We start from the raw sequence: 24,344 nt of genomic DNA on the forward strand, positions 1-24,344 counted from the left end.
GACGAAATGAAAAAAGTCGTCTGCCAAAAATGATTAATGGCATATACTATTTTTAAAATAAAAAATAAGTCGCTCATCACTGAACGACCATATTTTCTGATTTAATTAAACCCGAGTCACTTTACCGGACTTCAGTGTACGTGCTGAAACGTAAACCTTCTTAGGCTTGCCGTTAACCAAAATGGTTACCTTTTGCAAGTTAGGCTTCCAGCTACGACGACTTGAGTTAAGGGCGTGAGAACGCTTGTTACCAAAGCGTGTCCGTTTACCGTTGATAAAATCTTTAGCCATTGGTGGTACCCTCCTCTTCTCATCTATGTTTTTTCGTTTTTACGCATCTGCGCTATAACTCACTTAAACAATTTACCATAGGCTGAGTAACAATGCAATAGTTTTCTTTCAAGTAATTTTCCTTGACAGGCTTACTTAATTATTAAATCACGGGACTTAATAACAGCAACAACCCCTGATTGAAAGCTGAAATGGTTTACTTCCCCATTGAATTCATTGCTTGACCAACAAAAGGGAGTAGACGAATTCCAGTTAGTTAACGGGTATTTTTCATCAACCAATGTTAATCCAGTTACTGGCGTTAAATTAACAAAAGCAAGGTACTTAAAGCCCGCCTCAGCCTTAATCTCATATTCTCCCGGCAAATAATAATCAACAATATTCTGCTTATCTATAAGTTGGATTTTTTCTAAGTAACCCTTGAATTCTTTTTCTAATGGCAAAAAGAGATTGCTCAAATATTGATCTAGCCGCCCGCCAGTTGCACCAAAAATCGTAATCTGATCCGGCTTGTAAAGTTCGATTGCATTTTTCACGCCAAGCTGCGTATCAGTATAATCCTTTACAGGAGGAAAAAGGTGAATATCATCAATCGCTCCTTTTACCCGGTTAAATTGTTGAGCATTTGTTGAATCAAAATCTCCAACTGCGACCGCTGGCGTTATCCCTTCATTGAGCAAGCGAGTTGCACCAATGTCAACTCCTACCCATTTTTCGTTTTGACGTGCGTGGACTACTGATAATGGAATTAATGAATCAGGTCCACCCACCATAATATTTACCCGCATTAACTTCTCCTTATAAAGAAAAGGGACTGTGACATAAGTACTTTTACCAAGTTCAAATACGAACAGCGCGGTACGCAAATGGGTTCCAGTGTCCAGTATAACCGAACTCTGAAACCCTATTTGCGCTCGCGGGGGCGTGAAAACGAAGTCATAAATGACTTCTGTCACGCTCCCTTTTCTACTAATTATTTAGTTGCATCCCTTAACGCTTGGATCCGCTTAGCAGGATCATCGACGTTGTATACATATGAGCCGGCAACAGCAACGGTTGCACCAGCTTTATAACAGTCCACAACGGTTTGATTGTTAACACCGCCATCAACTTCGATGTCAAAGTCATAGCCTTTATTCTTCTTAATTTGGTTAAGCTGAGCAATCTTTTCGACGGTTTCAGGAAGAAACTTTTGACCACCAAAGCCAGGATTAACGGTCATTACTAATACTTGATCAACCATGTGAAGAACTGGTTCAATCATGGCAACTGGTGTACCAGGATTAATAACTACTTCTGCCTTTACTCCGCCATTTTTTATAATTTGGAGTGCCCGGTGAATATGTTGAGTAGCCTCAACTTGAACACCAATGATATCAGCACCAGCATCAATAAATGCAGGTAAAATGTGTTCAGGATTTTGAACCATTAAGTGACAATCAAGAACCATCTTCGTAATTGGACGAATTGCCTTTACGAATCCTGGGCCATAAGAAATACTTGGTACGAATGAACCATCCATCACATCAATGTGAAGATATTCGGCACCCGCCTTATCTACTTTTTCAATGTCCCGTTGCAAGTTAACATAATCAGCACTGAGAATCGAAGGTGCTACTTTAATCATTTTATCAATCCCTCATTTCTTATTCTTACCATAGTCTGGTTTTTGGTTAGCAATTAGGTTATGAAATTGAACATAATCATCATACCGACTTTTCATGATTATACCATTTTTTACCGCATCTTTAACTGCACATTGGGGTTCTTTTAGGTGAAGACATCCCCGAAATTTACAATTAGGTGCTAACTCTTTCATTTCCGGAAAGAAATTTGGTAATTCTTCAACGGTCATGTCAAAAGTTTCATACGATGAAAAACCAGGGGTATCTGCAATCCAGGCACCTGCAACGTTTAACAAACTAACCTTGCGTGTTGTGTGCCGTCCCCGCTTTAATGCAGTTGAAATTTCACCAGTTGCTAAGTCTAATCCTGGCGCAAAGTGGTTTAAAAGCGTTGATTTCCCAGCACCCGTTTGTCCCATCATTGTAACAATTTGGTCCTTTAAAAGTTCTTTTAATTGATGCAGCTGATCTTCGGCGAATGCTTCCCGACTAAAGAAAATCTGATAGCCAATTTTACGGTAACCATCAACAATTTCCGCAAGTTTTGCATATTCGTCATCATCAAGGAGATCCGTTTTTGAAAAGTAAATCACCGGAATAATTTTTTGTGCTTCAAGGGCGATCAACTGGCGATCTAACAAATTTGTCGAGAATGTTGGCTTCTTAGCTGCCGTTACAACAACAGCAATATCAACATTAGCCACTGGCGGACGAACTAATTCGTTTTTTCGTGGCAAAACGTGAAGAAGGTAACCATTCTCAAATTCAACCCGATCACCGACAATTGGTTTAATTTTTCGAGCACGAAAATTACCCCGTGCCCTTGTCCGATAGATTTCACCATCAGCCAAAATATCATAAAAACCACTTAAAGATTGTTGTATTATTCCCTGTTTCACCTTTACCCTCCTTAAGCGGTAATGTTAGTCGCACTCATAATCGTTCGCCCATTCCGAACAACCCGGTAAGCACCCATCTCACCTTGTCGAAGGGTAAACGGAACGTTAATTGTTGTTTCCTGGTTAATCGTAATGTCTTGGTATTGCATTGTTAAATTATGCTGAGCATCTTTAATGTAAACCTGAACACGATTTTCACGTTGACCACCATTACCATCAAATGGAATATTAATCTGGATATTAGTAGTCTTGGTTTCATTCCCTGAGTTTGCAACGGTCACCGTTAACGTATCGTCACGACTCAAGGTCGAACCAGCCTTTGGCGTCTGTGCAATTACGTGGTTTGTTGCGACCGTCTTGGATGTTTTTTCTTGGGTTGTTAACTGCAAGTGGTGTTCATTAGCAAATTTCTGAACAACACTAACATCCTGGTTCTTAAAGTCAGGAATCTTAATCTGCGTCTTGCCTGCACTGACCTTAAAACGAATAGTGTGGGATGCTGTAGCAACGGTCTTCCCCTTTGCGTAATTTTGTTTCATGATTTGTCCAGGATCAACAGTCTCTGAATGGACCTTGACCTGTTCAACACGAAATCCCTTAGCACGCAGATTGCTTGCAACGTCACTATAATCAGAGCCAACATAATCAGCCATTGTAATTTGTTTAACACCCTGGCTAACCTTAAGATTAACGTAACTGTTAACCCGTGTCTTATCGCTTCCGTTTGGTGAGCTGCTGACTACATGATTCTTAGGGATGCTTGAATTATATACCCGTGTAATGTTGCCAACTCGCAGGTTATGCTTATGTAACGTTTGTTCCGCTTTTACCGCACTTTGTCCATCAACATCAGGTGTCACTACACTCCGACCGAAAAACCACCAACCGCCAGAGCCAGCCAAAATTAAAGCCACTATTGCAATTCCTGACCAAATATATTTTTTATAGCGGTGCCAAACAGTTTCTTGCTTTTTTTGCGGCTGCTTCTTCTCATCTTGTTGTGGCTGCTTTTCGTGGTGACTTGGTAATTCAATTACCTTAGTTTCACCGTCATCGTCATCATTAAATTCCAGTCGCGGTTCATTTTTTCTTGCCGGATCCAGAGACGTTCTCAAGTCTGCGGCCATCGCTGCTGCTGATTTGTAACGATCACTCGGATCCTTAGCAGTCGCTTTGATAACAACATTTTCTAGTGCTTGAGGAATATCCCTATTAAAATCACGAACTGACGGAATATTTTCCTTGAAATGCTTTAGGGCGATTGAGACAGCTGTTTCACCCTCAAACGGAACCTTTCCGGTTAATAATTCATAAAGAATAATCCCTAAAGAATAGATATCAGACTGCTTGGTTGCGATACTTCCTCGTGCTTGTTCAGGAGATAGATAATGAACAGAACCCATCAACGTATTTGTTTGGGTTAGTGAGTCCTGATACGCGGCAACTGCTATCCCGAAATCAGTGATCTTAATATTTTTATTTTCATCAATTAGAATATTTTGTGGTTTTAAATCACGGTGAATAATCCCGTGGTCATGAGCAGCTTGAACGGCAGACAAAACCTGCTCCATAATGTCTACCACTTGCGGCAATGGTATCGGGAAATTTTTCTTAATATAGGCCTTTAAGTCCGTCCCTTCCACATACTGCATTACCATAAACTGCATTCCGTGATCCTCACCAATATCATAAACACCAACAATGTGAGGATCATTTAATTGTGTTGCTGCCATCGCTTCACGTTCAAAGCGACGTTGAGTATTTGGGTCATCACGTAAATCTAAGCGAAGAAGCTTAACCGAAACTTTGCGGTCAAGCACTTCATCATATGCTAAATAAACATTCGCCATTCCGCCTTCACCAAGCGTGCGAATAATCCTGTATCGTTTACCGATTTTATATCCAGGATTCATTTACTATCCCTCCTGGTCTTCTGCTAACCCAATCAGGACAGTGATATTATCAGGTCCACCAGCCTCGTTTGCCATTTTTATTAATTGCGAGCACTTCTCTGTTAATGAGAGATCTGATTCGAGTACTCCCATCATCTGTTCTCGAGTAATCATTTTTGATAAACCGTCAGAACACAGTAAAATTTGGTCACCAGCACCCAGATCAAAGCGATTAACCTCAATTCTGGCATCAGATGATACACCAATAGCACGAGTAATAATATTATTTTGTGGATAATTACGAGCTTCTTCTTCTGTAATGTCACCATGTTTGACCAGCTCATTAACTAATGAATGGTCGATTGTTACCTGTGTTAACAGGTTATCATGGAGAACATATCCCCGACTATCACCGATATTAGCAACTACCATTGCCTGATCAAAAATAATTGCGGCAACTAAAGTAGTGCCCATCCCCTGATATTTTGGGTTTTCCGTTGATTTTTGTAAGATTTCGTCATTGATTAATTGGACCTCACGTGCGAACCACCGGATTGCTTCCAATGATGAGTTTGGTGAGGCCGCTTGGAATTGACGACCAAGATGATCAACAGTAATTTGGGCAGCAACATCGCCACTTCGACTACCGCCGATTCCATCGGCAACGACCACCAAAAGGGTTCCATCAGGGGCAGTAAACTTGGCTACCCGATCCTGATTTTCCTTTCTTTGATGACCAATATCTGTTTGATAAGCAACTTTCATAAATAATGCTTTTCCCTTCTACAGATTTCGCTTAAGGCAACTAATAAAGAAGCCATCGGAACCGTAATCACTCGGCAGAATTGTTAAAGTTGCCGAATCTCGATCGTCCTTAAGAGCACGTTTTGTAACTGTTCGCTCCAGCATAAAGTCTGGATGTGCCTGGAGGAATTCTTGAACGGTGTGTTCATTTTCTTCAGTTAAAATTGTGCACGTGCTAAAAATTATTATACCGCCTTTTTTCAGTTTTGGGGCAACCGCATTTAAAATTGCTAATTGAATTTGATGTAACTGCTGACTATCATGAGCAGTTTTCGTATAACGAATTTCCGGTTTGCGTCGTAATAATCCCATTCCGCTACATGGCGCATCAACTAAAATTCGATCGAATTCTTCATCAGCAAATTTGTCGTTAACCTTCCGGGCATCAAGCGCTATCGGTTTCACAACGCCTTCTACCCCCATTCGTTGAGCATTCTTCTCAATTAGGCGAACTTTGTGTTGGTGAATATCTAGAGCAACAACTTTACCACCCTGATCAGATGAAAGCTGCTCAGCTATTTGAACTGTTTTGCCGCCTGGCGCTGCACATGCATCAAGCACCTTAAATTGTGGATGAAGATCCATACTTTCAACTGCTAGCATGGCACTTTCATCCTGAATCGTAATAACTCCATCCTTCAACAATGGGGAATTAACGACATTGCCTGATGTCACGACCAAAGCATTGACCGCAACTTGGCTTTCAGCCGTTTCAATCCCTTCATCTAGTAACTGCTGCTTTACTGTTTCTAAACTACTCTTTTTAGTATTAACTCGAATGGAAACATGAGCAGGTTCATTAATCGCTTGTAGAATTTTCTTTGTCGTCTGCACGCCATTTTCTTCAATAAACTTTTCAACTAACCATTGAGGAACGCTCGCTTCAATTGATAATCGTTTTGCAATTGGCTTAATTGTCGAAAAATCAGGAACACCCTTTCGTAATGCAGAATGAAGGACTCCCGTAACAAACTTCCTAATTCCCGGATTCCCACGACGCTTAGCAATTTTAATTGTTTCATCGGTCACTGCCCAATTAGGAACTCGATCTAAATAGTTATATTGGTAAAACGCTGTTAGTAAGAGCGTTTCAACCCACGGATCCAGCTGTTTGCCTGGTGTCAACGATTTTAGCCAATATTCTAGGGTAAGCTGGTGTTGAAGCGTTCCGTAGACAATTGTCGTTACCAAACGTTGATCTGCGGGTTTTAGTTCATGCCGACGAAGCGTTTCGTCTACTTGAAGATTTGAATATGCCTTTGTTTTACGAACTCGCTCTAAAGAAGCAAAAGCTAATTCCCGCGCATTTTGTGGGGTGAATTTAGTCATCGGTTACCACTTGCATCCCTTCCTTAATGTTTTGGTGACCATTTAAGTAAGCCGTAATGTTCATTTTTTGCTTACCGGCAGGCTTTAACTCATTAATTTGATATGTAGTTCCCTTACCAGCAGCGATAACCAGGTGGTGTTTATCAATCCGAACGACTTTACCTGGTTCCAATTCAGTTTTTTCAGTCAATGGTGTCACATCATAAATCTTAGTTCGAAGCCCATCAATCTTCATGTTACCAATTGGGGCAGGACGCAACCCGCGAACCTTATCATCAATTTGCTGTGCTGACATTGTATAGTCAATTTTCTCTTGTTCACTTGAAATATTTGGTGAGAAAGTTACCTTTTCCGGATCTTGTTTTTGTGGTTTAACATTTCCACTAATCAAGTCAGGTAGCGTATCTAACAAGAGATCCCGACCAAGGATACTCAACTTCTTAAACATTGTACCGTTATCATCATCAGGTTCAATTGGAATGGCTCGCTGAGAAATCATATCACCAGCATCCATTTTCTTAACCATGTACATAATCGTAACCCCGGTTTCCCGATCACCATTGATAATGGAATATTGAACTGGTGCACCACCACGATACTTAGGCAATAGTGAACCATGGACATTAATTGCAGCGATCTGTGCAGCATCTAATAGCTTTGTTGGCAAGAACTGACCATAAGCAGCAGTAATCAGCAAATCAGGATGCAGTTCGATAATCTCTGTCATCTCTTGACTACCACTAAGCTTAGCTGGTTGTAAAACCTTAATTTGGTTTTCTACGGCAAGTTTTTTCACTGGGGATGGGGTTAAAACATGTTTACGGCCAACACGGTGGTCAGGCTGGGTTAAAACAGCTTTAACGTCATATTCAGGCGCGTCAATAAGACTTTGAAGAATTGGAACTGCAAATTCAGGAGTTCCCATAAATACGATTGATGTTGACATAAGTAAGTCATCCTTTCATTACATAAAATATTGCGGATCGGGATCAATTGAAATTTGAACATCATTTTTTCCCTTACTCTGCGTTTCTTGAAGAATCTTTTGTAAGATCGAATGCAAATGTTGATCCTGCTTGTATTTGATTACAATTTGGTAGTAATATCGTCGTTTCATTCGCGCAATTGCCCGTGGCGTCGGTCCAAGAATAATTGTTGAGGGCATCAGACTTTTAGTTAACTGTTCTTTAATTTGCGCCATTGCGCGTGCAGCGACTGCTTCATCTTCATGACTCGCCATTAATCGAACAGTAAAATAATATGGAGGATAGCTAGCTTGGTGGCGCAATACCATCTCCCGCTTAAAGAACCCTTCATAATCATTTCTTTGGGCAAATTGGATGGCATAGTGGTCGGGATTATAGGTTTGAATTATTACCTCACCTTTTTTATCAGCTCGCCCAGCACGTCCGCTAACCTGGCTCAGTAAGTCAAACGTTCGCTCGCTTGACCGAAAGTCAGGAAGCCCCAATCCGGTATCCGCGTTCAACACTCCCACTAGGGTAACATTAGGAAAATCGAGTCCCTTAGCAATCATTTGGGTTCCCAAGAGAATGTCAGCCTGATGGTGGCCAAATTGCCGTAAAAGTTTTTCGTGCATTCCTTTTCGTCTGGTGGTATCAACGTCCATCCGAATGATGCGCGCTTGGGGAATCAAACTGTTCAGTTCTCGCTCAACCTTTTCCGTTCCCGTCCCATAGTAGCGGATCTCGCGACTGCCACAATGAGGGCAAAAACGGGGAATCGGCTCCTCATGACCACAATAATGACATTTCATCGTGTGACTATCCATATGCAGTGTCAAAGAAATATCACAGTTGGGGCATTTAAGGACTTCACCACAATCACGACACATCATAAACGATGAAAAGCCCCTTCGATTAAGCATTAAAATACTCTGTTCATTTTTTGCCAAACGATCGGTTAGCTTAGTCAACAGCTCCCGAGAGAAGTTACTTTCTCCCCGTTCCTTAATCTCTGGACGCATATCCAACACTTTAATGGGTGGCAAGGGACGTTTATTTACCCGGTGCTTTAATTGAAGAAGTTGATAAACCCCTTTCATTGCTCGTGCCCGACTTTCTAAACTTGGAGTAGCAGAGCCAAGAACAACCGGGGCATCATTATACTCTCCTCGCCACTTTGCGACTTCGCGGGCATGATAGCGCGGAGCCTCATCTTGTTTATAGCTTGATTCATGTTCTTCATCTAAAATAATCACACCAATATTAGTTAGCGGAGCAAATATCGCAGATCGCGCACCAACAACAACCTGAGCTTCACCACGATTAATCCGCCGCCACTCATCAAAACGTTCCCCATCGGAAAGACCACTATGGAGGACCGCAACCTTTGAACCAAAGCGACGACGAACCCGGTTCACAATTTGCGGGGTTAAGGAGATTTCTGGAACAAGCATTAATGCTGTTTTATGATTTTGGAGTGCTTTAGCGATCGATTGGAGATAAACCTCGGTTTTCCCGCTACCCGTCACTCCTTCAAGAAGAAAAACGCGACTCTGAGAATCATCAATTGCCTGCTCGATCTTATCAGCAGCCGCTCGTTGTTCATCGTTCAAAGTTAACGGCTTGGCAAGGTGGTGATCATCCGGCAACGATTCTTGTCCAAGTGGTGTTCGATAAACTTCAATCGGTACCTTCGTTAACCAGCCCTTTTGAACACCAATATTAAAAGTTGCTGCTTTTATTCCGCTAACCTTTTCAGCATCCACCTGCTTGACCGTTTTACCAACAATACTTTGTAAATAAGAGAGAAGACGATTTTGTGCATGAGCATTAGCATGAAGGGAAGTTCGTGCTTCTTCAAGTTCTTCAAAATTTAACTGAGGACGGATTCCTACCGTTGTTTTGGTCTTTGCCTTATCTGCCACCACGTACTCAAAGCGAACCTTTCCCTGCCTTTGTAATTTGAGTAGCAAACTAACTATCTGAGGATTTGATTGGACTGTCGCAAAATCCAATTCATCTTTTCCGTGAAAAACATCGAAGGCAACCTGTTCATCAACCTCATCAATAATTTTAACGACTCGTGTTGACTTAGCTTTGAGCATATTAGGCAACATTGTATAAATACTGGAAATCCAAAAAGCGTATGTTTGATCCGCAAGCCATTTACTAAGACTTAATAATTCGTCCCCAATTACCGGTTGTAAATCCATTAAAGCGTCAATTGCTTTTAATTGACCGCTATACTTTGTTGGCTGATCAAGGCCAACAACAAATCCTTGTACCTGCCGCTTACCATTGCCAAACGGGACGACTACCCGCATTCCTAATTGAACCTGATTTTCGAGTCGAGTTGGCACTTGGTATGTATAGGGCCGATTTGTTTGCATTGTAGGAACATCAACAATTACCTGTGCTAACTGTGCCACGCTCTCACTCACCTTACTTTATCTTGGTAGCAAGTAACTGAATTAGTTTTATTGCCACTTCTGTCTTGGTCATTCTTGACCATTGAACCGGCTCAGTCCCTAATTGAAGAATTGTTACTTGGTTTAGGTCACTGCCAAATGCACCATTGTTGCCAGCAACACTGTTAGCAATGATCATATCAGCATTCTTACTTTTTAACTTCTTATTAGCATTTTGTACTAAATCAGCGGTTTCCGCAGCAAAACCAACTACGAACTGATCTGCACGTTTCTTTTCCGCAACCGTTTTTAAAATATCCGTTGTTTTCACTAATTGAAGTTCTAACTGTTCTTGATCATCCTGCTTCTTTATCTTTTGATTGGCAACCCGTGCAGGACGAAAATCAGCAACTGCAGCTGCCATGATTAAAATATCAGCTGCCGGAAAGAGTTCCGTGACTTTCTTCTGCATTTCCTCCGTACTTCCAACCTGGTAAATGCTAATTTGCGGGTTTACTGGCTGAGCAATCGAAATCTGACCAAGAACCAGTTCAACAGTAGCACCTGCATCTGCGGCCGCTTTTGCAATTGCAATCCCCATCTTGCCTGAAGAGCGATTACCAATAAAACGAACGGGGTCGATTGCCTCGCGGGTTCCACCAGCAGTAATTAATACTTTTTTCCCACGAAGAATTCCGGTAATTGAATCCTTAATTATCGACCGCAGCTGACTGATAATTTCAGCAGGTTCCGGTAAACGTCCTTTCCCCCGGTAACCTTCAGCAAGCATTCCAACTGCTGGTTCAATAATTGTTACTCCATCTTGCCTTAGTTGAGCCACGTTCCGTTGAACTGCTGGATTATTCCACATGTTGGTATTCATTGCTGGAACAACAATTTTAGGAGCTGCCGTGGCCAAAAGGGTTGTGGATACCGCATCGTCAGCAATTCCGTTCGCCATTTTACCGATAATATTAGCAGTTGCTGGTAACACGATTGCATAATCGGACCAATCTGCAAGTTCAATGTGAGGAACCGGGGAATTATTATAATTCCATAGGGTCGTCATTACAGGATGGTGCGTTAGTGCATGTAACGTTGAAGGGGTTACTAGTTTCGTTGCGGACTCAGTCATTGCCACGCGAACCTGGTGTCCATCCCTTTCTAAAGAACGAATTACCTCAATTCCCTTATAAAGAGCAATTCCTCCCGTCATATATATCGCTATTTTTGCCATCTAGCACCCTCCAATCGTTTAACTCCAAATTTGATTATATCATTCTCACTCGGTTTTTCCGTGACTTCCACAATAATTATTTAATAGAAAAAGGCATTCGCAACCCCGGTGAATTAATCATTCAGAAATTACGAATGCCTCAATATAATAATGCCCACTTAGAAGTTAGTCTTGTAAGTCTTCAAAGTGATCTGGATCAATTGTTACCTTGTCGGCTTCAATTTCTTCTAGAGCCTTTCCAACTGGCTTACTTGAGTAGTAGTGATCAAGAAGTGGTGCGGATCCACGTTCCAATTCATGTGCCCGCTTACTTGCAAGCATAACTAAAGAGTAACGCGAATCAATTCGTTTTAACAATTCATCAACTGATGGAAAAAGAATCATTGTGCTGAATCTCCTAACATTTCAAGATAGCGTGGCATTACCCGATTAACCCGGAGCCGTTCCGTACGAATAATGTCCTTAATTTTAGCAACAGCATTTGGTACCTTGTCATTAACAACCGCGTAATCATAATTTTGCATCATTCGAATCTCATCAAAAGCCTTTCGAATTCGCTTGTTAATAACATCCATACTATCAGTACCACGGTGAATTAATCGTTGCTTCAGTTCATCTAAATCGGGTGGCGTTAAGAAAATAAAAACACCATCTGGACACTTTGAACGAACTTGCATTGCACCGTTAACTTCGATCTCAAGAAAAACATCTTTCCCTGAATCTAAGGTCTCATTAACATATTTTAATGGGGTCCCATAATAATTGTCAACATACTTTGCATATTCAAGCATTCCACCCGTTTGAATTTCGTGTTCGAATTCTTCCTTTGAAACAAAGTAGTAGTCAACCCCGTTCTTTTCACCAGGACGTGGTTGCCGTGTTGTCATCGAGATAGAATATTGAAAGTCATTGTCATTGGAATCAAAAATTGCTTTACGTACAGTACCCTTACCTACACCAGAAGGGCCAGAAAGTACAATTAACATTCCCCTTTTTGCCATGCTAATTCTCCTATTCAAATATAACGTATTATTACTATAATGCACTAAATAAGCGATAAAATCAACTATTGGAATTGGTATTTTTTCTAAATTGGGGCTTGCATTTTTGAACGTCTGTTCGTATACTATAACTACAAACAAATGTTCGGAGATGTGTGAAATGCAAATGGAACAGTCTTTATTTAAATCAGCATCAACTATCATTAATGGCAAATTACAGCAGTTACTGAATAACGATTTTTCGTTTCACGAAGAGCCAATTCAATTATTAACTCCTCAACCAGCAAAGCAGCGACTTTCCTTCCTCAACAAAACTATCAACAACGGTTTGCGGGTGTTGATTCAACTAATGCCCATTAATAATGATGGTTACCCTGTTAATGTCCGTGGCACTGTTAAGAAATTAGATAACAAACGATACCTTATCCAAAATCAAAATGTTAGTTACGTAGTTAATTTTAACCAAATTCGCTATATCGCAAATTTTTGATTTCTGCTAAATTAATAGCAAGCAAAAGAACGAGCGGGGCTGTGACATAAGGTATATTACCTAGGAAAAATACAAACGACGCAGTACACAAATGGGTTTCAGTGCTCGGAAAATCCGAACGCTGAAACCCTATTTGTGCTTGCGGGGGTTCGAAAACGAACTAGCGAGCTAGTTCTGTCTCACTCCCTCGTTCTTTTTATTCTCAATTAAACTCATTCCATATTGTCTGTGTTGCTTACTCTTGTGCCATCTTTAATAATTCTTCCGCATGTTCTTTGGTTAATTTCGTTACCTTTTCACCCGACAACATTCGTGCCAATTCGTTAACCCGTTCTTTATCACTAAGGATTGTCACCATTGTGGTTGTCCGCTCGTCTTTAACATGTTTCTGAATTAAAAAGTGGTGTTGCGCTACAGCAGCAACTTGTGGCAAGTGAGTAATACAAAGGACCTGTGACTTATTTGCAATTACCTTAATTTTATCTGCAATTGCTTGAGCAACACGTCCACTAACCCCAGTATCTACCTCATCAAAGATAATACTCGTAACGCCTTCATTTTGCGCAAAGATTGTTTTAAGGGCAAGCATTACCCGTGAAAGTTCACCACCAGAAGCAATCCGTGCTAATGGTCCCATCGTTTCCCCGGGATTAGTCTGGATATAAAATTCAACATCGTCAATTCCATCAGGAGTAAAGTGAACTCGTGACTGCTTTGCAAAGTGAACTTCAAAAACTGCTTTATCCATATAAAGTTCTTTTAACTGCTGATGAACTAATTTGGTTAACCGGTGCGCTGCCTGTTGACGAATCTGACTTAACTGCTGTCCAGTCTTAACTAACTTTTCTTCAGCAGTTGACAGACGCTCTTCTAAATCACTGTTTGAATCTGCAGCTTCTTCCATCGAATCCAGTTCTTGCTTAATTTGATCATAGTATTTAAGAACATCCTTAACACTATCGCCATACTTATGCTCCAAGTCGCCAATCATAGTTAATCGTTGGTCAATCTCACTAAGCCGGTTATCATCAAACTCCAGCAGGTCTAGCTGCTGACTAGCTTCTGTGGCAACATCTTGAAGTGCGTAGTAGGCATCATTTAACGATTTACTTAGCGAATCATATGCGCCATCAAATTCTGCAATTTCATTAATTGAATTCATAACAGTCGCAATTTGGTCAAGAACCGCTCCCTGATCGCCACCGTTGAATACCGTCACTGCCTGTTGAAGCGCATTGTTAATCTGCTGAAAATGTTCTAAGCGGTCCCGCTCACTCGTTAACTGCTCTTCTTCATCAGCTTTTAAATTAGCCTCCGCAATCTCATTAACTTGGTAGCGAAGCATATCTAAGCGTTGGGCCCATTGTTGTTCATTATTTTGTTTTTTGCTAACCGCTGCCTTTAATTTTACATAATTCTGATATTCATCTTGGTAACGAGTCAATAATTTATGAACCTCGTTATGAGCAAATTGGTCCAACATTCCCAGATGCATCTCCGGTTGTAATAATAATTGGTGCTCATTTTGCCCCTGAATATCTACCAATCGCGAACCAATTTGACGTAATGTTGCAGTATTAATTAATTGACCATTAACCCGGATAACATTTCGACCACGACGATAAATTTCCCGTGAAATAATCAGGATCCCGTCTTCATGATCAATCCCTAATGAATCCAATAGATGATTAAATTCTGGGTCTTGCGGAAGAGCAAACTGTCCTTGAAGAGATAGCTTATCAGCGCCACGACGAATGTATTCTTGAGAGCCACGGCCACCCGCTAGCAATCCCACGGCATCAATAATGATGGACTTTCCGGCACCAGTTTCCCCCGTTAGAACTGTCATTTGATCAGAGAAATCTAACGAAAGATGCTTGATGATTGCCAGATTATCAATTGTTAATTCCTGTAACATTTAGTCACCCTGATTCATCAAATTTTGAAACATCTCTTCAACATTAACTGCCGCATCTGCTGATCGACAAACAACCAAGACTCCAGCATCATCACCAATTACTGAAAAGACGTCATCAATTTCTAATTGTCGGATTAAGCTTGCCATCACTGGCCCATTTCCCGGACGCATGACAATTGACAAGAATTCTGTTTGACGTTCTAAAGAAAGCATGTTGTTAGATAATTCGGTACTTAATCTGGTTTGGTTATCAATATTCCCTTGTGCAGGCAGGGCGTAGCGGTACCCACCATCATTAGAGGGAACCTTAACCAGTTGTAATTCTTTAATATCGCGTGAAATTGTCGCCTGAGTTGCGCGAACACCACGATCCTTCAATGCAGCAACTAAATCATCTTGCCGTTCAATTTGACTTTTAGTAATAATTTCCCGAATTAACTGTTGGCGCTCAACCTTCCTCATCATTTTTCACTCCTTATGGTTAAGTTCTTCATCAGCATGAGCCAATACTTGATCAATATTAACCTGTTCCGCAACTTTGCCAGGCTGTCCTGTTAATTTTAAATGAACAAGAAATTCAATATTTCCTTGGCCACCCTTAATTGGTGAAAAATCCAAATTAAGAATATCAAAGCCATCTTCCCGCGCAAAGGAAAGGACCTCTTCAAGGACCTCCCTATGAACAGCATGATCCTTAATAATTCCATGTTTGCCTACTTTTTCTTTTCCTGCCTCAAATTGTGGCTTAATTAATGCTACCACTTCACCACCAGGAATAAGGATTTTTGCTAATGGCGGTAGGATTAAGCGCAAAGAAATAAATGAGACATCAATCGAAGCAAACTCAGGCTGTCCATGGTCGAAATCGGCTAACTTGCTATAGCGAAAATTAGTTTGTTCCATAACAACCACTCGTGGATCCTCACGAAGCTGCCATACTAGTTGATTGGTTCCAACATCAAGCGCATAACTTAGCTTTGCCCCATTTTGCAACATTACATCGGTAAAACCACCCGTTGAAGAACCAATATCTAAAACCGTCTTATCCTTAACACTAATATCAAAGACCTTTAGTGCTTTGGCCAGTTTTAACCCGCCACGACTAACATATGGCATCTTATGGCCCTTCATATGCAGCGTTGTGGTTACCGGGATCTTTTCTCCTGGTTTATCTAAACGTTCATTATTCTTTCCTAGAATTTCACCAGCCATCACAGCTCGCTTTGCCTGTTCACGAGAGTCAAAAAGTCCCTGTTTTACAAGCAAAATATCAACACGTTGTTTTTCCATCGTTACCCTCACAATTTAAAATATGCTAAAAACTGATCATAAGCACTGAAATCATGACCGGTTTTATCAACCAGTTTTTTTTGAGTCTTCTTAGCCTGTTTCAATGCTAAATGGAGTTGTTCCTCTGCTCCTTGAATACCTAGCAGTCCCGGATAGGTATTCTTATGTTCGCTAGCATCCTTATGAACAGCTTTTCCCATCTGTTTTGCCGTACCAACAACGTCCATTAAGTCATCATAGATTTGGAAAGCGAGACCAAATTGAGCACCAAAATCAGCAAGAAGATTTTTGGTAGTCGAATCCTGTTTTGTAATGATTCCACCAGCCAAAACAGCATAACTTAAAAGGTCCCCTGTCTTTTGACGATGAAGGTAGCGCAATTGTTCAAGGGTTAAGTTTTGGTGTTCTCCCTCAATATCTCGAGCTTGGCCGGCAACCATTCCCGCAGGACCGGCTGCCTTAGCAAGTGCTAGCGTTAATTCTGCTTGTGTCTCCGTTGGCAATTGGTTATCTGTTAACCATTGAAATGCCATGGTCAGCAAGCCATCACCTGCGAGCGTTGCCATTCCTGCCCCAAACTTTTTATGGTTAGTCGGCTTACCGCGACGCAGGTCATCATTATCCATTGCCGGCAAATCGTCATGAATTAATGAATATGTATGAAGCAATTCAATAGCAGTTGATGCCTTCATTACATTCTGGTTAAGCTGCCCGCCAAATATCTGGACAGTCGTCAATGTTAATGCTGGACGCAATCTTTTTCCACCAGCATTAACAGAATATTCCATTGATGATGCCAAAGTTGGCTGATCAATATCAGACGGCATCTGCTGCTCCAAGAATTGATCAATTTGTTCTTTTAATTCTTTCAGTTCAAGCATCAGATTACTCCTCTAGCGGTTTCTCATCACTACCGTAGCCACGATTGCCACCGCCATTATTACTTGGATCATCTGTTGCTTTTTCGTACTGTTTCTCATTACCTTCGTCATCAATTAGACTACCTAATGTCTTTTCAGCACTGGTTAGCTTCTTTTGAAGTGCCCGCGCTAATTCAATCCCGTCTTTATACTGAGTAAGTGCCTCTTCCAACGGGACATTCCCCTGTTCCAAGTGACTAACAATTTGTTGAAGTTGGCTTAGCTGTTCTTCAAATGTTGCTTTTTTCTCTGCCATTTTAGTTCTCCTTTGTGCCAATAATCTTGGCAGTTGCTTTCCCATCATTAAAATGAAGGCTTACCTGCTGACCGCTTTTCAATTCTTTAACCGTATTAACAACTGAATTACGGTAAGTAACGTACGAATATCCACGTCCCATAATCTTCAATGGACTTAAAGAATCTAATTGCTGGATCAAGCTCGTTACTTGCTGATGACGTTGTTGTTGACTATTTTTAGCACTGCTTAGCAACCGGTTCTGAAGCTGAGTAACCGTTTCTTGTGCCCGTTCAATTGTATGTTGGGGAGAGTTAATTTGTAACCTTCCTTGCAGCTGCTGAACACGGTTTAAACGGTCTTTAACAAGATTACTAACGTTGTTTTCTAAAGTTTGAGTTAATTGATCGAGCTTCTGAGCATAATTTTCATATAGCCTGCTTGGCTGCTGAAAAATATAACTTTGCAATTGCTTTTGTAATTGTTTTCGGTCAAAATCAATCAACTTTTTCATCGTGTTATTTAAACGGACTTGATCATCCTGGATAGTCATTAAAACATCTGCAAGGCGGTTTGGTGTTGCCAATTCTGCCGCTGCAGTTGGCGTAGCTGCCCGTTGATCGGCCACCAAATCAGCAATAGTGGTATCAGTCTCATGACCAACTGACGAAATTACCGGAATATGGCTGTCAGCGATTGCCCGTGCAACGATTTCCTCATTAAAAGGCCATAAATCTTCCAACGATCCACCACCACGACCAATAATCATCGTGTCAAAATTTCCGATCTGGTTCGCCCGGTTAATTTGACGAGCAATATCAGTGGCAGCCTTGTCTCCCTGAACAACAGTCGGAAATAAAACGACCTGCGCAATTGGGTAGCGTCGACGAACCGTCGTGTTAATATCACGAATTACCGCACCATCTAAACTGGTTACAACAGCAATTCTTTTAGGAAATTGCGGAATTGGTCGTGGGATTTGATCAAAGAGTCCCTCAGCGCCTAACTTCTTTTTTAACTGTTCAAATTGGAGATAAAGGGCACCAAGTCCATCCGGCTCCATTCGGTCAACGTAAATCTGGTAGCGACCGCTTTTTTCATAGAGACCAATATGACCAACAACTAAAATCTTCATCCCAGTTTCAGGACGAAAATTCACCTGACGAAATTGGCGTTCAAACATTACAGCATCAATAACCGCATTTTCATCTTTAATACTAAAATATTGGTGACGTTGCCGAAGACGAAAATTTGAAAGCTCACCAGTTAAATAAACGGTTTTTAAATAAGGATCACGATCAAATTTTTGTTTTAAATAACTTGTTAATTCACTAACTGTTAAGTATTGACTTCTATCCATTATGACTCCACTCCGTAAGATCAACGGTTTGTTCCATTAGTGTTGCAATCGTCATTGGGCCAACACCGCCCGGAACAGGAGTAATCATTTTAGCAATAGGAGCAACACTTTCAAAATCGACATCCCCCGTTAGTGTTTTATCTTCCAAACGATGGATACCAACGTCAATTACAGTTGCACCCTTTTTAACCATTTCACCAGTAATCAGGTGCTTAACTCCTGCCGCAACAACAAGAACATCAGCTTGTCTAGTTATTTCACTAAGGTTTCTAGTATGACGATTAGCAATCGTAACTGTCGCATTAGCATTTTCAAGTAATGCTGCCATCGGTTTGCCAACAAGAATACTCCTCCCGACAACAACCGCACGCGCTCCCTCCAGCTTAACCTGATAATGCTTCAAGAGACTCATGATTCCTTTAGGCGTACAACTAACTGGATAGTTTTCATTAGCATTACTGTATAAAAGACCAACATTATACGGGTGGAAGCCATCAACGTCTTTATGCGGATCAATAGCATTGAGAAGCTCATTCCCATCTAAATGGTCAGGTAACGGCTCCTGAATAAGGATCCCATTAATCATCTTATCTTCATTAAATTGACGAATATCGTGCAAGAGTTCCTCCTGACGAACATCATCTGGATAAACCGAAAGGACAGAATGGATTCCTAATTTTTTGGCCTTCTTATCCTTCATTCGGGTATAAATTTTACTAGCCGGATCCTCACCAACTAATATTACTGCCAAGCCGGGAATAATCCCTTCATTGGCTAAGCGGGTTACTCGTTCTGCGGTATTTTCATTAATTTCTTTTGCCACTGCACGGCCGTCAATTAGTATCGCCATTCTGCCATTCCCCTTTTCCAGTTTAACTAAAAATATTTTACCATATCAATACCAAAAGAAGTTTAAAGCAAAAGAGAGTTTGCACTTTTACTGCATCCTCTCCTTAACCCAATATTTAGTTACTTTCTAATTGGCGTTCGAACTTGCCTAATGCACCATTGATAAACTTACGGGACTTATCGTTACTGTAGGTTTTAGCCAATTCCAGTGCCTCATTAATTGCAACAACAGTTGGTACTTCATCTACGAATTGGATTTCGTACAAAGCTAACCGCAAAATTACCAGATCCGTTTGGGCAAGACGATTAATTTCCCAACCACTAGCCAGTAATTGTGTAATTTGCTCATCAAGTTTTTCTTGATGTTCACTAACTCCCTCAACCAACGTTTGTAAGTATGCAGGAATCTTATCAGCATGACTTGGCAATGATTCATAAATATCAGTTAATGTTGCGTCTGGATTTGACTGCTTAGCAAATAAAATTTGAAAGGCTTCTTCACGAATTGCGTGTCGATTCGGCATCATTACTTTTCACCAGCCTTATCATCTTCGTGTTCTCCAAAAATATCATCTGGATCCACTGTTTGCTCTTCCTTCTTTTGAACAATTCCCTTAACGTGGATATTGACCTCACTGACATTCAGATCAGTCATCAAGGTTACTTGTTGTTTTACCCGATCTTGAATCTTTGCAGCAAGCTTAGGAACTGAAACACCATAATCAATATAAACATCAATATCGATAGTTAAATTCTCATTTTGGTTAGTTAGCTTAACCCCGCGACGCTGATCAGACCGTCCTAATAATTCGCCAAAACTATTGGCAAGTGAACCGTACATTTTTGAAACACCGTCAATTTCACTTGCAGCAACGCCAGCAATAATCTCAACAACACGAGGTGCTACTTCAATCGTGCCGAGGGACTGATCTTCACTGCTTAAGATGATCTTTGAATCTTCTGCCATTGTAAGTCCTCCATTTATAGTATTTCAGTATATTAACTACTAATTATTTTTAGTAGCTTTACAATAATCTTCATCGAAGTATCTCAGTATTATTTTGCACTATCTATTAGAAAAAAGCAACAATCCAATCAAGTGGTTTTGAGAGAGAATCGTTCTATCAGGTGTGGCTGACGATTGTACCAATCATGAATCACTAAATCAACCTCGCTAGCTTGAAAGTCACCGAGTTCAACATTATGAAAATTATTAATTTCATTTAAAAATTCTTGCGGGTGAATAAGCTTCTTTTTAAATCTCGCCACTGTTGCATGGCCAGAAAAGGTTGCGTAACGTTCATCCAATAACAATCCATTCTTAAGCAGGCTCGCCCTTAACCCATTACGAAGTTGTTGCAATTCTGAAGAATAAAAGCCCTTAACAAGAATTGCTCCCGGACTACAAATCAGCCCAGCCAAATGCCAATTAATTGCATTAACATTCTCAATCTTTTCCTGGATGACTTGCCGATAGTTAATTAATTTTTCTTTAGACATATGAAAGTCAGGAACAGCACGACGAATATCCATCACAGTAATATGGATGGTATTAGCTGTGTAATAATATTGAAACGGTTCTAGTTTTTTAAGGTCATTTAGTACAAAACTAATATTCCTGGTAACGTGAGCCGGTAGCTTAACCAGCAGTGTCAGTCCTTGGCGGGAATCAGCTTTTAAATTTTGTAAATTAGGATCAACCTGTTCTTGGTGATTACTAATTGCCTGGATCCCCTGTTGCGCAATCCGAGTATAAAGTTGCTTCAGTTTTTCCATTGCTAGTCCTCAACAACGATCAATTCTGTTGGTGCAGTTGTAATTACTTCTGCACCACCGTGAGTCACAATAATATCATCTTCAATTCGCACCCCACCAATTTCAGGAATGTAGATCCCTGGTTCAACCGTAATCACTTCATTATTTTTCAGTTTGACCCTTTTTGTTCCTGGCGCATACGTTGCAGGCAGCTCATGAACCGCTAAACCAATACCATGCCCCATTCCGTGATTAAATTCATCACCGTAGCCAGCTTCTTCGATTAATGCCCGGCCATATGCATCCAGTTCATTGCCACGAATACCAACCTTAGCATGATCGATCACCAACTGACGAGCTTCATTCACAATTTTATAAATATCACGGAGTTCAGGATCAATTGAGCCGACCGCAAATGTTCTAGTCATATCTGCAGTGTAGCCATCAAGATAGTAGCCAAAATCTAATGTCACAACATCCCCATCAGCAATCGGCTTACTTGAAGCGGTTGCGTGCGGCTTTGCAGAATTAGCTCCACTAGCAACAATTGTTGGGAAAGATGGTCCTGAAGCGCCCTGCATCTTCATCCAATAATCAAGTTTTATTGCTAATTCACGTTCTGTTATCCCGGGATGAACAATCGAAAGGAAATAATCGTACCCTGCTGATTGTAATTCAGCTGCAGCACGAAGCTTGTTGATCTCAGTGCTATCCTTAACTAACCGCATCTTTTCAATCAAATGGTGGAACGGGACAATATCAGACGTCATTAGTTCATCAAAAGCATCAAAAAGATGATATGAAATAGTGTCTTCATAGCCAAGAACCGTTAAGTTGAGTCCTTCACAAATCTTATTAACAGAACCATAATAGTCTCGACTAATTGTTGCAACAACCTCATCAGATTCAAATTCTTCTAAGGCTAACTGATAGCGCTCATCAGTAATAATAATTGCGTTCTGCGGCGTTACTAATAAGCATCCATCTCCCTGAAGGAGGTTAAATCCTGTTAAATAATAAATATTTTTTTGATCAGTCACCAAAAAAGCATCAATGTATAATTGTTCAAACTTCTGTTGTAACCTACTGATTCTTGACATTAGCTAATCCCCCATTTTTGGTTTAATTCTATTATAGGTAATTTTTACAATTAATGCTGAGGGGTAATATTTAAAAATAAAAAGGACCGAACCATTAAAGGTGCAGTCCATTATATTATTATTCGGCAACTGGGTAAACAGAAACCTTCCGCTTGTCACGGCCAAGACGTTCAAACTTAACCCGACCAGCAACCTTAGCGTAAAGGGTATCGTCACCACCACGGCCAACGTTTTCACCAGGGTTAATGTGAGTACCACGTTGACGGTAAATAATTGAACCAGCTGTAACGATAGAACCATCAGCAGCCTTGGTACCAAGACGACGACCAGCTGAGTTCCGACCGTTGGCAGTGGAACCGCCCCCTTTGTGGTGAGAGAAGAATTGCAAATTCATAATCATAATTGTTCACCTCCAGCAAATATTTTTAATTTTCAAACATTTTGATTTCAATGTTTTGAGGATAGCTTTCCGCAATATCATTCATTCCATTGAAGAATGTCTGTATAATAACTTGCGCATCATGAGCTAAGCTAATATCAGTAACATTGAGAAAGCCACCATTATCATCGTCACTATCAACATTGGGCTTGGTCTTAGCGACCTGTGTCAAACCATTAATAGTTGAGATTGATAAAGCAGATGCAGCAGCACAAACAATATCCTGACCATAAGGACCAGCATCGGCATGCCCTGCCATCTGAAAAGCGGTAATTAGGTAATCCGAATTTAATTTAAAAGTTACCCGAATCATTATTTACCTCCGCATTAAGCATTGATCTTGTTAACAGTAACCTTAGTGTATGGTTGACGGTGACCTTGCTTAGTGTGGGTGTGCTTCTTAGGCTTGTACTTGAAGGTAACAACCTTCTTTTCCTTACCTTGCTTGTCAACAGTAGCTTCAACTGATGCACCATCAACTAATGGAGTACCAATCTTAGTGCTGTCGCCACCAACAAAGACTACTTGATCAAAAGTAACCTTGTCGCCTTCCTTAGCATCAAGCTTTTCAACGTAGATGGATGAACCTTCTTCTACCTTGTATTGCTTACCGCCAGTTACGATAATTGCGTACATAAATTTGTGCACCTCCTTAATTTCTAAGACTCGCCGAACCAAGCAGCAAATGCTTTAAACTTGGCAGCGTGCGGTTGTAGTTGTTGGGTCACAAATACAACAGTTGCATAATATCAAAAATCAACTAATTAGTCAACCATAACTTTTATAGAGTTCAAAAAAGAGTGTCAGCTGACTACTTGTCAATCTGACGCTCCCTAAATTGGGATTCATTGAATATCCTGTAATGCCGGCTCAGTTTCGTGACTAAAGAAGTCAAGCAAGAGGATATTGTTAGAATCCAACTGATCAAGCATCTTCCCCACGCTTTGGGTCATGTACCGTGATGTATAAATCATACCATCTTTTAGCCAATGACTTATTAAGCCAAGAAGTGCTGAATCAATGAAGGAAATCTGCAAATTCAAGGGAACTTTTGGTTGCTCATCTGATTCAGCCATTACAGTGTAGAACCTTGATAGCTGTTCAGATAACCGATCATAAAGTTGTTCATAAAAGAAGTCATTTCGTTCGTTGTTCAGTAATACATCAAAAATATCAGCTTCACTTTCAATGTACTGAAACGCCTTCTGGAGTGAGAACACCTGCACCGTTTGCCCTTTAGAAAAACTAAGGTCCTCACTCTCTACCATCACTTGATCAAAGAATTCATCAAGGATCTCATTAATTGCGGATCTGATGAAGTCCTTTTTATCTTTATAGTGAAGATAGAAAGTTCCCCGGGTGATGTTGGCGGTTTCAGTAATTTTTTGAACACTGATGTCTTCTAATTTTTCTCTTCGCATCAGATAGACTAATGCTTTACGAAGACTATTACGTGTCTTCACTACACGTGGATCCGTCTTATTACCTGCCATAAATCATCATCCCTTCGATTTCAGCTTAAGTTCCCCTCGCTTTC

28 protein-coding genes and 1 other annotated feature are annotated in these 24,344 nt (G+C 40.7%); of the genes, 1 reads left to right on the plus strand and 27 read right to left on the minus strand.

The genetic code is table 11. The features are described from left to right. Positions 1–105: 105 nt before the first annotated feature. From rpmB to gmk, 12 genes are all read right to left on the minus strand, one after another. Positions 106–291 carry a 50S ribosomal protein L28 gene (gene rpmB, locus N4627_RS05960; RefSeq protein ID WP_003713527.1) on the minus strand — a complete coding sequence of 62 codons (186 nt, stop codon included), beginning with the start codon at positions 289–291 and terminating at the stop codon, positions 106–108. Between the two features lie 131 nt (positions 292–422). After that, the gene (locus N4627_RS05965; RefSeq protein ID WP_040531409.1) at positions 423–1,079 is read right to left on the minus strand and encodes a thiamine diphosphokinase; all 657 of its coding nucleotides are present in this window, start codon (positions 1,077–1,079) and stop codon (positions 423–425) included. 185 nt (positions 1,080–1,264) lie between these two features. Further along, a complete protein-coding gene (gene rpe / locus N4627_RS05970) occupies positions 1,265–1,918 on the minus strand; it encodes a ribulose-phosphate 3-epimerase (protein WP_003717344.1) in 654 nt (217 codons plus the stop codon). Positions 1,919–1,930: 12 nt separating this feature from the next. Continuing rightward, positions 1,931–2,815, minus strand: coding sequence for a ribosome small subunit-dependent GTPase A (gene rsgA, locus N4627_RS05975; protein WP_098045016.1), 885 nt, complete (start codon positions 2,813–2,815; stop codon positions 1,931–1,933). Positions 2,816–2,826: 11 nt separating this feature from the next. Next, positions 2,827–4,728, minus strand: a complete 1,902-nt coding sequence (pknB, locus tag N4627_RS05980; RefSeq protein ID WP_260964261.1) for a Stk1 family PASTA domain-containing Ser/Thr kinase — start codon at positions 4,726–4,728, stop codon at positions 2,827–2,829. 3 nt (positions 4,729–4,731) lie between these two features. Then, a complete protein-coding gene (locus N4627_RS05985) occupies positions 4,732–5,472 on the minus strand; it encodes a Stp1/IreP family PP2C-type Ser/Thr phosphatase (protein ID WP_260964264.1) in 741 nt (246 codons plus the stop codon). Between the two features lie 18 nt (positions 5,473–5,490). Next, on the minus strand, positions 5,491–6,840 hold the full coding sequence (gene rsmB / locus N4627_RS05990) for a 16S rRNA (cytosine(967)-C(5))-methyltransferase RsmB (RefSeq protein WP_260964265.1): 1,350 nt from the start codon (positions 6,838–6,840) through the stop codon (positions 5,491–5,493). Further along, the gene (fmt, locus tag N4627_RS05995) at positions 6,833–7,786 is read right to left on the minus strand and encodes a methionyl-tRNA formyltransferase (protein ID WP_040531406.1); all 954 of its coding nucleotides are present in this window, start codon (positions 7,784–7,786) and stop codon (positions 6,833–6,835) included. The genes rsmB and fmt overlap by 8 nt, the downstream gene beginning before the upstream one ends. A gap of 18 nt (positions 7,787–7,804) precedes the next feature. Beyond that, positions 7,805–10,234, minus strand: a complete 2,430-nt coding sequence (gene priA / locus N4627_RS06000; RefSeq protein WP_260964270.1) for a primosomal protein N' — start codon at positions 10,232–10,234, stop codon at positions 7,805–7,807. Between the two features lie 13 nt (positions 10,235–10,247). Continuing rightward, a complete protein-coding gene (gene coaBC / locus N4627_RS06005) occupies positions 10,248–11,450 on the minus strand; it encodes a bifunctional phosphopantothenoylcysteine decarboxylase/phosphopantothenate--cysteine ligase CoaBC (RefSeq protein ID WP_124031899.1) in 1,203 nt (400 codons plus the stop codon). 165 nt (positions 11,451–11,615) lie between these two features. Continuing rightward, positions 11,616–11,834 carry a DNA-directed RNA polymerase subunit omega gene (gene rpoZ, locus N4627_RS06010; RefSeq protein WP_003717336.1) on the minus strand — a complete coding sequence of 73 codons (219 nt, stop codon included), beginning with the start codon at positions 11,832–11,834 and terminating at the stop codon, positions 11,616–11,618. Then, positions 11,831–12,451, minus strand: a complete 621-nt coding sequence (gmk, locus tag N4627_RS06015) for a guanylate kinase (RefSeq protein WP_040531401.1) — start codon at positions 12,449–12,451, stop codon at positions 11,831–11,833. The genes rpoZ and gmk overlap by 4 nt, the downstream gene beginning before the upstream one ends. A gap of 160 nt (positions 12,452–12,611) precedes the next feature. Here gmk and N4627_RS06020 point away from each other — a divergent pair, with 160 nt between their 5' ends. Continuing rightward, positions 12,612–12,941, plus strand: a complete 330-nt coding sequence (locus N4627_RS06020; RefSeq protein WP_260964275.1) for a hypothetical protein — start codon at positions 12,612–12,614, stop codon at positions 12,939–12,941. 235 nt (positions 12,942–13,176) lie between these two features. Here N4627_RS06020 and recN read toward each other — a convergent pair whose 3' ends face one another. The 15 genes from recN to N4627_RS06095 form a co-directional block, all read right to left on the minus strand. Beyond that, a complete protein-coding gene (gene recN / locus N4627_RS06025) occupies positions 13,177–14,859 on the minus strand; it encodes a DNA repair protein RecN (RefSeq protein WP_003717333.1) in 1,683 nt (560 codons plus the stop codon). After that, on the minus strand, positions 14,860–15,321 hold the full coding sequence (locus N4627_RS06030) for an arginine repressor (protein ID WP_040531398.1): 462 nt from the start codon (positions 15,319–15,321) through the stop codon (positions 14,860–14,862). A 6-nt stretch (positions 15,322–15,327) separates the two neighbouring features. Next, a complete protein-coding gene (locus N4627_RS06035) occupies positions 15,328–16,149 on the minus strand; it encodes a TlyA family RNA methyltransferase (protein WP_003717331.1) in 822 nt (273 codons plus the stop codon). Between the two features lie 8 nt (positions 16,150–16,157). Continuing rightward, the gene (locus N4627_RS06040; RefSeq protein ID WP_373369811.1) at positions 16,158–17,033 is read right to left on the minus strand and encodes a polyprenyl synthetase family protein; all 876 of its coding nucleotides are present in this window, start codon (positions 17,031–17,033) and stop codon (positions 16,158–16,160) included. Position 17,034: 1 nt separating this feature from the next. Continuing rightward, complete coding sequence (locus tag N4627_RS06045; RefSeq protein WP_003717329.1) at positions 17,035–17,325, minus strand: exodeoxyribonuclease VII small subunit; 291 nt, start codon at positions 17,323–17,325, stop codon at positions 17,035–17,037. Between the two features lies 1 nt (position 17,326). Next, positions 17,327–18,664, minus strand: coding sequence for an exodeoxyribonuclease VII large subunit (gene xseA, locus N4627_RS06050; protein WP_003717328.1), 1,338 nt, complete (start codon positions 18,662–18,664; stop codon positions 17,327–17,329). Continuing rightward, positions 18,657–19,514: a bifunctional methylenetetrahydrofolate dehydrogenase/methenyltetrahydrofolate cyclohydrolase FolD gene (folD, locus tag N4627_RS06055; RefSeq protein ID WP_003717327.1), complete on the minus strand. Its 858-nt coding sequence runs from the start codon at positions 19,512–19,514 to the stop codon at positions 18,657–18,659. The genes xseA and folD overlap by 8 nt, the downstream gene beginning before the upstream one ends. 115 nt (positions 19,515–19,629) lie before the next feature. Beyond that, positions 19,630–20,040 carry a transcription antitermination factor NusB gene (gene nusB, locus N4627_RS06060; protein ID WP_003717326.1) on the minus strand — a complete coding sequence of 137 codons (411 nt, stop codon included), beginning with the start codon at positions 20,038–20,040 and terminating at the stop codon, positions 19,630–19,632. Further along, positions 20,040–20,480, minus strand: coding sequence for an Asp23/Gls24 family envelope stress response protein (locus N4627_RS06065; protein WP_003717325.1), 441 nt, complete (start codon positions 20,478–20,480; stop codon positions 20,040–20,042). Before N4627_RS06065 ends, nusB begins: the two co-directional genes overlap by 1 nt. Positions 20,481–20,608: 128 nt before the next feature. Beyond that, positions 20,609–21,289 carry a 2'-5' RNA ligase family protein gene (locus tag N4627_RS06070; protein WP_003717324.1) on the minus strand — a complete coding sequence of 227 codons (681 nt, stop codon included), beginning with the start codon at positions 21,287–21,289 and terminating at the stop codon, positions 20,609–20,611. A gap of 2 nt (positions 21,290–21,291) precedes the next feature. Further along, positions 21,292–22,368: a M24 family metallopeptidase gene (locus N4627_RS06075; protein WP_003717323.1), complete on the minus strand. Its 1,077-nt coding sequence runs from the start codon at positions 22,366–22,368 to the stop codon at positions 21,292–21,294. A gap of 118 nt (positions 22,369–22,486) precedes the next feature. Next, complete coding sequence (rpmA, locus tag N4627_RS06080) at positions 22,487–22,768, minus strand: 50S ribosomal protein L27 (RefSeq protein WP_003717322.1); 282 nt, start codon at positions 22,766–22,768, stop codon at positions 22,487–22,489. Positions 22,769–22,793: 25 nt separating this feature from the next. Continuing rightward, the gene (locus tag N4627_RS06085; RefSeq protein WP_260964282.1) at positions 22,794–23,120 is read right to left on the minus strand and encodes a ribosomal-processing cysteine protease Prp; all 327 of its coding nucleotides are present in this window, start codon (positions 23,118–23,120) and stop codon (positions 22,794–22,796) included. A gap of 14 nt (positions 23,121–23,134) precedes the next feature. After that, a complete protein-coding gene (gene rplU, locus N4627_RS06090; protein WP_003717320.1) occupies positions 23,135–23,443 on the minus strand; it encodes a 50S ribosomal protein L21 in 309 nt (102 codons plus the stop codon). Between the two features lie 16 nt (positions 23,444–23,459). Further along, positions 23,460–23,529 (minus strand) — a sequence feature (ribosomal protein L21 leader region). A 123-nt stretch (positions 23,530–23,652) separates the two neighbouring features. Continuing rightward, positions 23,653–24,300 (minus strand): TetR/AcrR family transcriptional regulator, encoded by a 648-nt coding sequence (locus tag N4627_RS06095; protein WP_098045026.1) that lies wholly within the window; start codon positions 24,298–24,300, stop codon positions 23,653–23,655. Positions 24,301–24,344: the final 44 nt, after the last annotated feature.

This window comes from Limosilactobacillus vaginalis (assembly GCF_025311515.1).
Lineage (GTDB): Bacteria > Bacillota > Bacilli > Lactobacillales > Lactobacillaceae > Limosilactobacillus > Limosilactobacillus vaginalis.

Excerpts from the sequence above, each read along its gene's own strand:
- rpmB (WP_003713527.1), bottom strand. The coding sequence starts at position 291 with ATGGCTAAAGATTTTATCAACGGTAAACGGACACGCTTTGGTAACAAG.
- N4627_RS05965 (WP_040531409.1), bottom strand. The coding sequence starts at position 1,079 with ATGCGGGTAAATATTATGGTGGGTGGACCTGATTCATTAATTCCATTA.
- rpe (WP_003717344.1), bottom strand. The coding sequence starts at position 1,918 with ATGATTAAAGTAGCACCTTCGATTCTCAGTGCTGATTATGTTAACTTG.
- pknB (WP_260964261.1), bottom strand. The coding sequence starts at position 4,728 with ATGAATCCTGGATATAAAATCGGTAAACGATACAGGATTATTCGCACG.
- N4627_RS05985 (WP_260964264.1), bottom strand. The coding sequence starts at position 5,472 with ATGAAAGTTGCTTATCAAACAGATATTGGTCATCAAAGAAAGGAAAAT.
- rsmB (WP_260964265.1), bottom strand. The coding sequence starts at position 6,840 with ATGACTAAATTCACCCCACAAAATGCGCGGGAATTAGCTTTTGCTTCT.
- fmt (WP_040531406.1), bottom strand. The coding sequence starts at position 7,786 with ATGTCAACATCAATCGTATTTATGGGAACTCCTGAATTTGCAGTTCCA.
- coaBC (WP_124031899.1), bottom strand. The coding sequence starts at position 11,450 with ATGGCAAAAATAGCGATATATATGACGGGAGGAATTGCTCTTTATAAG.
- rpoZ (WP_003717336.1), bottom strand. The coding sequence starts at position 11,834 with ATGATTCTTTTTCCATCAGTTGATGAATTGTTAAAACGAATTGATTCG.
- gmk (WP_040531401.1), bottom strand. The coding sequence starts at position 12,451 with ATGGCAAAAAGGGGAATGTTAATTGTACTTTCTGGCCCTTCTGGTGTA.
- N4627_RS06020 (WP_260964275.1), top strand. The coding sequence starts at position 12,612 with ATGCAAATGGAACAGTCTTTATTTAAATCAGCATCAACTATCATTAAT.
- recN (WP_003717333.1), bottom strand. The coding sequence starts at position 14,859 with ATGTTACAGGAATTAACAATTGATAATCTGGCAATCATCAAGCATCTT.
- N4627_RS06030 (WP_040531398.1), bottom strand. The coding sequence starts at position 15,321 with ATGAGGAAGGTTGAGCGCCAACAGTTAATTCGGGAAATTATTACTAAA.
- N4627_RS06035 (WP_003717331.1), bottom strand. The coding sequence starts at position 16,149 with ATGGAAAAACAACGTGTTGATATTTTGCTTGTAAAACAGGGACTTTTT.
- N4627_RS06045 (WP_003717329.1), bottom strand. The coding sequence starts at position 17,325 with ATGGCAGAGAAAAAAGCAACATTTGAAGAACAGCTAAGCCAACTTCAA.
- xseA (WP_003717328.1), bottom strand. The coding sequence starts at position 18,664 with ATGGATAGAAGTCAATACTTAACAGTTAGTGAATTAACAAGTTATTTA.
- folD (WP_003717327.1), bottom strand. The coding sequence starts at position 19,514 with ATGGCGATACTAATTGACGGCCGTGCAGTGGCAAAAGAAATTAATGAA.
- nusB (WP_003717326.1), bottom strand. The coding sequence starts at position 20,040 with ATGATGCCGAATCGACACGCAATTCGTGAAGAAGCCTTTCAAATTTTA.
- N4627_RS06065 (WP_003717325.1), bottom strand. The coding sequence starts at position 20,480 with ATGGCAGAAGATTCAAAGATCATCTTAAGCAGTGAAGATCAGTCCCTC.
- N4627_RS06070 (WP_003717324.1), bottom strand. The coding sequence starts at position 21,289 with ATGGAAAAACTGAAGCAACTTTATACTCGGATTGCGCAACAGGGGATC.
- N4627_RS06075 (WP_003717323.1), bottom strand. The coding sequence starts at position 22,368 with ATGTCAAGAATCAGTAGGTTACAACAGAAGTTTGAACAATTATACATT.
- rpmA (WP_003717322.1), bottom strand. The coding sequence starts at position 22,768 with ATGATTATGAATTTGCAATTCTTCTCTCACCACAAAGGGGGCGGTTCC.
- N4627_RS06085 (WP_260964282.1), bottom strand. The coding sequence starts at position 23,120 with ATGATTCGGGTAACTTTTAAATTAAATTCGGATTACCTAATTACCGCT.
- rplU (WP_003717320.1), bottom strand. The coding sequence starts at position 23,443 with ATGTACGCAATTATCGTAACTGGCGGTAAGCAATACAAGGTAGAAGAA.
- N4627_RS06095 (WP_098045026.1), bottom strand. The coding sequence starts at position 24,300 with ATGGCAGGTAATAAGACGGATCCACGTGTAGTGAAGACACGTAATAGT.